This window comes from Mycobacteriales bacterium, assembly GCA_035504215.1.
In the GTDB taxonomy this organism is placed as follows: domain Bacteria; phylum Actinomycetota; class Actinomycetes; order JAFAQI01; family JAFAQI01; genus DATAUK01.
On the sequence record DATJSI010000026.1, the window covers coordinates 1 to 8094 of the forward strand.

Consider the following 8094-nt stretch of genomic DNA (forward strand, 5'->3'; position numbering starts at 1 on the left):
CTGGACCACCAACACCGCCCGACGCCGAGCCCTGGACAACTTCATCCGGCACTACAACACTCGACGCGGCCACTCCGCCCTCGGCGGACACCCACCCGCCAGCCGGCTCGCCGCCTGACAACAACGTGTCAGGTCACGACACCTAGCCGCACCCTTCTGTGTCGCCGGGCTTGTGGGCGATGAACGTGATGATCCCGTCGACGGTGACGGTGATGCGGTCGAAGCCGAGGGCGCGAAGTACGACGAGCAACCCGGCCGGGTCGATCGGGTTGTAGGTGTCATCGACGTGGAACTCGTGCAGCTCGGTGCTGCCGAGACTGTCCGAGCCGATGAGGACGCCGCCGGGACGAAGCACTCGAAGCGCCTCAGCGAGGATCGCGGACTGCCCGGCGAGGGTCGGCACGTGATGCAGCATCGTGAAGGTGCCCACCGAGTCGAAGCTGTCAGCGTCGTACGGGACCTCGGTGGCATTGCCGGTCACGACCTCGACGTTGGAGTCCGTGAACCGCTGCGCGAGCTTTGCTGCCGCTTCGGGATCGATCTCGATCGCGACCAGCCGCTTCACCCGCTGGCGCAGCCAGTCGGTGGCGGCGCCCGGGCCGGGTCCGATCTCGAGCATCTCCTGACCGAGCTCGACCCGCTCGGCGAGCCCGGGCAACAGCTCTTCTTGGATGAAGGTGGCCCATTCCGGGCTGGGACACAGCTGCTGGTGGTTGCTGTTCATAGGAGGGACGCTAAGGCGAGCGGGTCGGCTGGCCAACGGCGTAACGTGCCATGTGGTGTCGCTGAACGGACAAGATTCCGCCGCCGCGCTTGCTCTCGCCGGCGGCGCCGGTGCGTGCGACACCGGCGGGCCGGGCGACGACGCCAAAGCTGACGCGACCATCGTGGTGTGCACGTTCCCGATGCCGCCCGGGTCGGTCTTCGACTGGCATACACATGCCGACCACCAGCTCGCCTGGGCAGCGTCGGGAGTCCTCACCGTTCGCACCGAGGAATCGGCCTGGGTCCTGCCGCCGACGCGGGCGCTCTGGATCCCGGCGGGCGTTCGACACGAGACGCTGTCGGAGGGCACCACCACGATGCAGTCCGGCTACGTCAAGCCCGACTCGTGCCCGATCAGCTGGACGGACTGCACGCCGATCGCCGCCGGCCCGCTGCTCGCCGAGCTCATCGGCTACCTCAACGAAGACAACCTGGATCCCGACAAGCGCGTGCACGCCGAGACGCTGCTCGTCGACCTGCTCGAACCCGTGCCAACCGCCAGCTTCGACGTCCGACTGCCGGTGGATGATCGGGCCCGCGAGGTTGCCGATGCACTCGCTCGCGATCCCGCCGACAACCGCACCCTCGCCGAATGGGGCCGCGAGGTGGGCGCAAGCAGCCGAACACTGTCGCGCGGTTTTCTTGCCGGCACCGGAATCTCGTTCGGAAGGTGGCGTGCGTTGGTCAGGCTCCGCGCCGCAACTGTCTCGCTTGCGAGTGGCGAGCCCGTAGCCAGAGTTGCGTCACGGGTGGGGTACGAGTCCACGAGCGCCTTCGTCTCTGCGTTCCGGCGCGAGACCGGCGTCACCCCCGCCGCCTACTTCCGGAGCAGCTCCGACCAGAGCGACGCGGTCACGTCGTAATCGTTGCTCAGATCCTCTTGACATCGCCGACCTCGGTTGTATGGTTCGACAACCGTCCAACTATCAAAGCGTGCACTGACGGGAGTTGATCGGTGTTGTCCCACCCCCGCCCATCGCGCGATGTACGGCGACCACGGGCGGGGGTCCGGCGATGACCGCGGAAGCCGCGCGGTCCCTGGGCGACCTGCCGGACATCGGTGTGGTCCCCGAGCGCATGATCGCGCAGGTCGTGCGTCAGGACCGGTTCGGCGATCCGGCGAAGGCCTTTCAGATCGAGGAGGTCGACACCCCGCGCCCGGGTCCCGGCGAGGTGCTGATCGCGGTGATGGCCGCAGGGATCAACTACAACAACGTGTGGGCGGCACGTGGTCAGCCGGTCGATGTGATTGCGCAGCGCCAGCGCGCGGGCGATCCCTACGACTTCCACATCGGTGGCAGTGACGCGTCGGGCATCGTGTACGCGGTCGGCGAGGGCGTCAGCAACGTCAGCGTCGGCGAGTCCGTCGTTGTCCATCCCGGGTACTGGGACCCTGACGATCCCTGGGTGCTGGCCGGCAAGGACCCCATGCTGGCGACCTCGGCCCGGATCTGGGGCTACGACACCAACTTCGGTTCGTTCGCGCAGTTCTGCATCGCGCAGTCACACCAGGTGATGCCCAAGGCGCCGCGGCTGACCTGGGCGGAGGCTGCCGCCCCGACGCTGGTGGGAACCACGATCTACCGGATGATGTACGGCTGGGCGGGCAACACCCTCAGCGCAGACGACATCGTGTTGATCTGGGGTGGTTCCGGGGGTCTCGGCACTCAGGCGATCCAGATGGCCCGCGCCGCGGGCGCACTGCCGATCGCCGTGGTCTCCGATGAGACGCGTGGAGAGTACGTCGAGAAGCTCGGCGCAGCGGGTTGGATCGACCGGCGGCAGTTCTCACACTGGGGGATCCCGCCGCACATCAGCGACGCGGCCGGCCAGAAGGAGTGGACCGCCGGCGCGCGTGCCTTCGGCAAGGCGATCTGGGACATCGTCGGCGAGCGCCGCGGTCCCTCGATCGTTATCGAGCATCCGGGTGAGGCGACCATCCCGACCAGCATCTTCGTCTGCGAGCCGGGCGGAATGGTCGTGATCTGCGCCGGCACCACCGGCTACGAGGCGGTCGTCGATCTCCGCTACCACTGGACCAGGCAGAAGCGGCTGCAGGGCTCGCACGGCGCGAACGACGAGCAGTCCTACAAGTACAACGACATGGTCATCGCGGGTGCGATCGACCCCGCGCTCGGCCGCGTCATTGCCTTTGACGAGATTCCAAAGGCGCACGCGGACATGGGCCAGGGTCTCAGCGTCTTCGGCAACGTGGTCGCGCTCGTCGGCGCCACCGACCCCGCTAGCGGCTTGGAGCAGTGACGGCTACCGGCAGCGACACGACGCTCGTCGGCCGATGGCCGAGGAGTCGGCGAGGGTCGCGGGCCGGTCAATGGAAGACAGAGCTGTCGTGGCGCTCCGGGCTTGCTCTGGTGTTTCCGCTGCTCGGGATGACCGGCATGTTCCTGGTCTACCCGCTGATCCGGCTGATCGTGGTCGGCTTCGGGCCGCCCAGTGGCGCCGGCAACTTCACGTCGTTCTTCAAGCAGTCGGTCGACATCACCGTCCTGCGGGTCACCTTCGTCGACTCCGCAATCGTTGCCGTGATCAGCGTCGGGCTCGGGGCGGTGCTGGCGTGGAACATCCGGTCGACGGCGCACCGATGGTTCCGCCTGTTCCTGGTCGCCGTCGTCTTCATCCCCTTCTGGATGGGGTCGGTGGTCAAGCTCTACTCGTTCACCGTGATCCTGGAGCGACTTGGGCTGGTCAACCGGGTACTGCTCGACCTGCACGTCATTCATTCGCCGCTGGGGCTCATCTACAACCAGTTCGCCGTGATCGTGGGCATGGTCTACCAGCTGCTGCCGTACTCAGTGCTGCCGCTGCTCGTGGTGTTCAACACCATCGACGACGACCTGCTGCGGGCGGCGCAGGGGCTCGGCGCCAGCCGGGCCGCCGCCTTGCGCAACATCGTGGTGCCGCTCTCGATGCCGGGCATCCTCGCGAGCACGACGATCGTCTACGTCGTTGCCCTCGGCTTCTTCCTGACCCCGGTGCTGCTCGGCGGAGCCACGTCGCCGTTCTCGGCGTCCCTCATGTACGACGACATCTTCTCCTTCTATGACTTCACCTCGGCGACGGTGTCGGCGTTGGTGCTGCTGGCGGGCGCGGCGCTCGTGTTGCTGATTGCCTCCCGCCTGGTCGGACGTGAGCAGCTGAGGCGGGCGATGGGATGAGCGACGTCATGACCCCCGATACGGGCGTCGAGCCCATGGGCGAGGTGACGGTCCGGCACCGCGGGCGTCGGGGTGACTCCGTGACCAAGGTGATCGGCGTCGTCGTCAGCATCCTGGTCAGCATCTTCCTGCTTGTTCCCGCGCTCACCGTGGTCGTGATGTCGTTCGCGGGCGGGACCCAGATCGAGTTCCCGCCGCATGACTGGGGATTCGTCGAGTACCACCGGTTCTTCACCGACGGGATCTGGATTCCGGCGATCCGGCAGTCCTTGGAGGTCGGTCTCCCGGTCAGCGTGTTCGCCGTCCTCATCGGGGTGCCGGCGGCGGTCGGCCTGCAGCGCACCAGCCTGCCGCAGCGAGGACTCGTCCGCACGCTCGGTCTCGCGCCGCTCGTCGTACCGGGCGTCGCGTACGCCGTTGCGCTCTACGACTTCTTCTCCCAGATCCAGCTGATCGGCAGTTACTGGGGTTTGGTTCTGGCCGACACCATGCTCGTGCTGCCGTTCGTCGTGATCCTCGTCGAGGCTGCTCTGCTGCGCGTGCCGAAGGATCTCGAGCTGGTCGCGATGAGCCTCGGTGCATCGCGCTCACGTGCGGTGATCGGGATCACGCTGCGGCTGATCCGCCCGGCGATCCTGTCGGCGTTCCTTCTCGCCTTCGTCTCCAACTTCGACGAGGCGGTGTTCGTGAACTTCCTCGGTGGCGCCGGGCTGAACACGCTGCCGAAGACGATCTTCGGCTCGCTGCGCACCGGGCTCGATCCTTCGATCACCGCGGTCGCGACCTCACTGATGGTGATCAGTACGGCGGTCGTCGTCGCGGCGTTCGCGCTCCAGCGTCGTGGGCAAGGGGGCCGCGCATGAACCGCGTCCTCGACCGGCCGATCGAACTCTCCGGGCGACCGGAACCGCGAAACCCAGGGAAAGGGGTCGTCTCATGACGACGAAGAGCCAGACCGACGAGCTGCTGTGGTCGCTGGACGGAGCGGTGGGCGTGATCACGCTCAACCGGCCGGACCAGATGAATGCGATCAGCCCGACCCTCGAGGCGGAGCTGCACCGCATCCTCAAGGAGGCCGAGGCGGATCCCGACGTTCGGGCGATCGTTCTCACCGGCGCCGGCAAGGCGTTCAGTGCGGGCTACGACCTCGGCGAGGACGAGGTCACGCCTGAGGACGGAACGGTGCGCGCGAGCGATGCCCTCGAACGCTGGTGGGCGATCGACACCGAGACCCCGAACCAGCACCTGGCCCTGATGCGGCTGGCAAAGCCGATCATCGCCGCGGTCAACGGATGGTGCCTCGGCGGCGGGATGTGGTACGCGCTCGCTTCGGACATCACGATCGCGTCCGACCGCGCGACCTTCGGCCAGCCCGAGGTGCGGGAGATCCAGAACTCGACCTTCCTGCTGGCCGCGCTGACGAACTGGAAGATCGCACACCGGTACGGCCTCACCGGAGACCACTTCGACGCCGCCGAGGCGTTGCGCATCGGCATCGTCAACGAGGTGGTCCCGCACGACGAGCTCATGGACAAGGCGATGGCGCTGGCCGGCCGGATCGCGCTCCTACCACCAACGACCGTGCGGATGAACAAGGCGCTGACGACGTACGGCCTGGAGGCGATGGGGCTGTCCAACGCGATGCGCGCGGCCGGGGTGATCTCCGTCGTGCTGCATGCCTCGACCGACTCCCGCGATCTCGACGAGCTGAACCGGATTCGCTCCGAGGAGGGCCTCGTGGCCTCCCTCAAGCACCGGGACAATCCCTTCCTTCCGGAACCGGGGGGTCCGCGAAGCAAGCCGCGCACATGACGACCATTCGCACGGCGTTCTAACCGGCCCGTTCGGGGGGCCCTTCACATGGAGGATGCGCAATGTCCACAACGAAAAGTACGCGGGTGCTTGCGCTGCTGTCCTGCGCAATGTTGGCCGTGCTCGCGGGCTGCGGTTCCAGCAGCTCGGGGGGTGGAGGAGGTGGCGGCGGCGGTGGAAGTCCGTCGTCGAGCAACTCACCGCCCAGCCTGAGCTCGCTGCGTGGCCAGACGATCACGGTGACGTCCTGGGGCGGGGTGTGGACCCAGGACGAGCAGAAATACCTCTACGGTCCGTTCACCAAGGACACCGGCATCAAGGTCAAGGTGGTCGTGAACGGGTCCGATCCCGCTGTGCCCTCGATCCTGCAGGAGCAGCAGCACAACGTCTCGATCGACATTTCGGAGAGCCTGAACCCGATCGTGCTGTTGCAGAAGCAGTACGTCCAGACCTTCCCCAGTTGGCTGACGTCCGAGTTCCAGCAGGACTTCCGTCCGGGTTCCTACACGAACGACACCGTCGACATCGGTGACACCGCGACGGTCATCGCCTGCAACCCGGGAGTTATGAAGAAGTGCCCGACGAACCCGCAGCAGTTCTTCGACGTGAAGGACTACCCGGGTCCGCGCGCGATCGTCGATGACCCCGACGAGGCGATGCCGATGGCGCTCGAGGCGACCGGCGTGGCGCCCAGCAAGCTGTTCCCGCTCAACGTCTCGGCCGCCATGAAGGAGCTCAAGGCGGTCAAGTCGAGCATCTCGGTCTGGCCAAGCTCCGGTTCGCAGCAACAGCAGGTCCTGATCGACAAGCAGGTCGGTGCGGAGATCATGTGGAACGGCCGCGCCTACGTCGTCAGCCAGTCGATCCCGAACCTCCAGATCAGCTGGGACGGATCCCTGCTGCCCGAGCCGAACGGCTTCGTCGTACTGAAGGACGCTCCGCACGCGGCGGCAGCCTTCGAGTACTTCTCGTGGCTCGCCCAGCACCCGAAGAACCAGGCGGAGTGGAGCTCGGCGCTCACCTATCCGATGCCGGCCAAGGGACTCAACTCTTATCTGTCCCCGAAGGTCGCTGCCGCGCTCCCGGTCGGAAAGAAGGTCACTATCAGCAGCAACACCTGGTTCGCGAAGAACGAGTCAACCGTCGAGCATGCCTGGCAGGGCTTCCTTGGCTGAGGAGTGCCGGGGCGTGGCTCAGCGATGAATCGGCACGAAGCGACCGGTAGCCCGTCGGCGATCGACGACGGGCTACCGGTGCTCGAACTGCAGAACGTCGAGAAGCACTACGGCAGCAGCGTCGCGGTGAAGTCGGTCAGCTTGTCCGTCCAGTCGGGCGAGCTGCTGACCCTGCTCGGGCCGAGCGGCTCCGGCAAGACCACCTTGCTGAAGCTCGTGGCCGGCTTCACCGACATCACCGGCGGCCGGATCATGTTGCGGGGGCGCGACATCTCCGAGCTCAGCCCGGCCGAGCGCGGGATCGGCATGGTGTTCCAGAACTATGCGCTGTTCCCTCACATGACCGTCGCCGACAACGTCGCGTACGGGCTCAAGATGCTCAAGCGTCCGTCGGCCGTTCGCGAGCAGCGGGTGGCGGAGATGCTCGAGCTGGTCGGGTTGCCGCAGTTCGGGGGGCGGCTTCCGCGCGAGCTGTCCGGGGGCCAGCAACAGCGCGTCGCGCTCGCCCGGGCGCTGGCCTTCGGGCCGTCGCTCCTGCTCATGGACGAGCCGCTGGGTGCGCTCGACCGGGAGCTGCGCGAACGGATGATGGTCGAGATCAGGCGGATCCACCAAGAGGTGGGCGTGACCGCTCTCTACGTGACGCACGATCGCGAGGAGGCGCTGACGCTGTCCGACCGGATCGCGATCATGCGGGACGGCGTGCTGGAAGGCGCGGGAACCCCGGCTGACCTGCTGACCATCCCGCCGTCGCGGTTCATCGCAACGTTCTTCGGCGACCATCCCGTGATCCCCGGCCGCCTGGTGAGCCTGGAGTCCGCCGGGACGGGCGATGCCAGGGCGATGGTGAAGTGCCTCGGGCAGAGCCTGTGCCTCACCCGAGTCGCTCCCGGCGTCGTTGCCGACAGCGATGTCGGTGTCGTCGTGCCGGCGGCAGCGATGTCGGCCGAGCGCCCGGACGACATGAGCAAGTGCTTGCAGCTCGACGCGGTGGTGGCGGAGTCGCTCGACCTGGGCGACCACGTCCGGCTGACCTGCGAGCTGCCCGGCACGGTCTCGAGCAGCGGAACGCCGCACCGGTTGCGGATCACCGACGATCGCTCCGGAGCGCTCGGAGGTCAGCTCAAGCCGGGCGATCCGTTGCAGCTGTTCGCATCCACCCCGGT

At 67.1% G+C, this 8094-nt stretch carries 9 protein-coding genes; 8 read left to right on the forward strand and 1 reads right to left on the reverse strand.

Going from position 1 to position 8094, the window contains the following annotated elements; genetic code table 11:
- Window positions 1-118: integrase core domain-containing protein (locus VME70_02515; protein HTW19067.1), on the forward strand; the 118-nt coding region annotated here is incomplete at its 5' end.
- Between the two features lie 24 nt (window positions 119-142).
- On the opposite strand, the gene VME70_02520 is transcribed toward VME70_02515, so the two are convergent.
- Window positions 143-724, reverse strand: coding sequence for a class I SAM-dependent methyltransferase (locus tag VME70_02520; protein HTW19068.1), 582 nt, complete (start codon window positions 722-724; stop codon window positions 143-145).
- 55 nt (window positions 725-779) lie between these two features.
- Here VME70_02520 and VME70_02525 point away from each other — a divergent pair, with 55 nt between their 5' ends.
- The 7 genes from VME70_02525 to VME70_02555 all read left to right on the forward strand — a co-directional run.
- Window positions 780-1628, forward strand: a complete 849-nt coding sequence (locus VME70_02525) for a helix-turn-helix transcriptional regulator (protein ID HTW19069.1) — start codon at window positions 780-782, stop codon at window positions 1626-1628.
- A 151-nt stretch (window positions 1629-1779) separates the two neighbouring features.
- A complete protein-coding gene (gene ccrA / locus VME70_02530; GenBank protein ID HTW19070.1) occupies window positions 1780-3027 on the forward strand; it encodes a crotonyl-CoA carboxylase/reductase in 1248 nt (415 codons plus the stop codon).
- A 128-nt stretch (window positions 3028-3155) separates the two neighbouring features.
- Window positions 3156-3941: an ABC transporter permease gene (locus tag VME70_02535; GenBank protein HTW19071.1), complete on the forward strand. Its 786-nt coding sequence runs from the start codon at window positions 3156-3158 to the stop codon at window positions 3939-3941.
- Between the two features lie 8 nt (window positions 3942-3949).
- On the forward strand, window positions 3950-4804 hold the full coding sequence (locus VME70_02540; protein HTW19072.1) for an ABC transporter permease: 855 nt from the start codon (window positions 3950-3952) through the stop codon (window positions 4802-4804).
- A 73-nt stretch (window positions 4805-4877) separates the two neighbouring features.
- Window positions 4878-5753, forward strand: coding sequence for an enoyl-CoA hydratase/isomerase family protein (locus tag VME70_02545; protein HTW19073.1), 876 nt, complete (start codon window positions 4878-4880; stop codon window positions 5751-5753).
- Between the two features lie 62 nt (window positions 5754-5815).
- Entirely contained in the window at window positions 5816-6928 is a 1113-nt protein-coding gene (locus VME70_02550) for an extracellular solute-binding protein (protein HTW19074.1), read from the forward strand.
- A gap of 24 nt (window positions 6929-6952) precedes the next feature.
- Window positions 6953-8094, forward strand: a 1142-nt coding sequence (locus VME70_02555) for an ABC transporter ATP-binding protein (GenBank protein ID HTW19075.1), incomplete at its 3' end; no start/stop codon positions are given.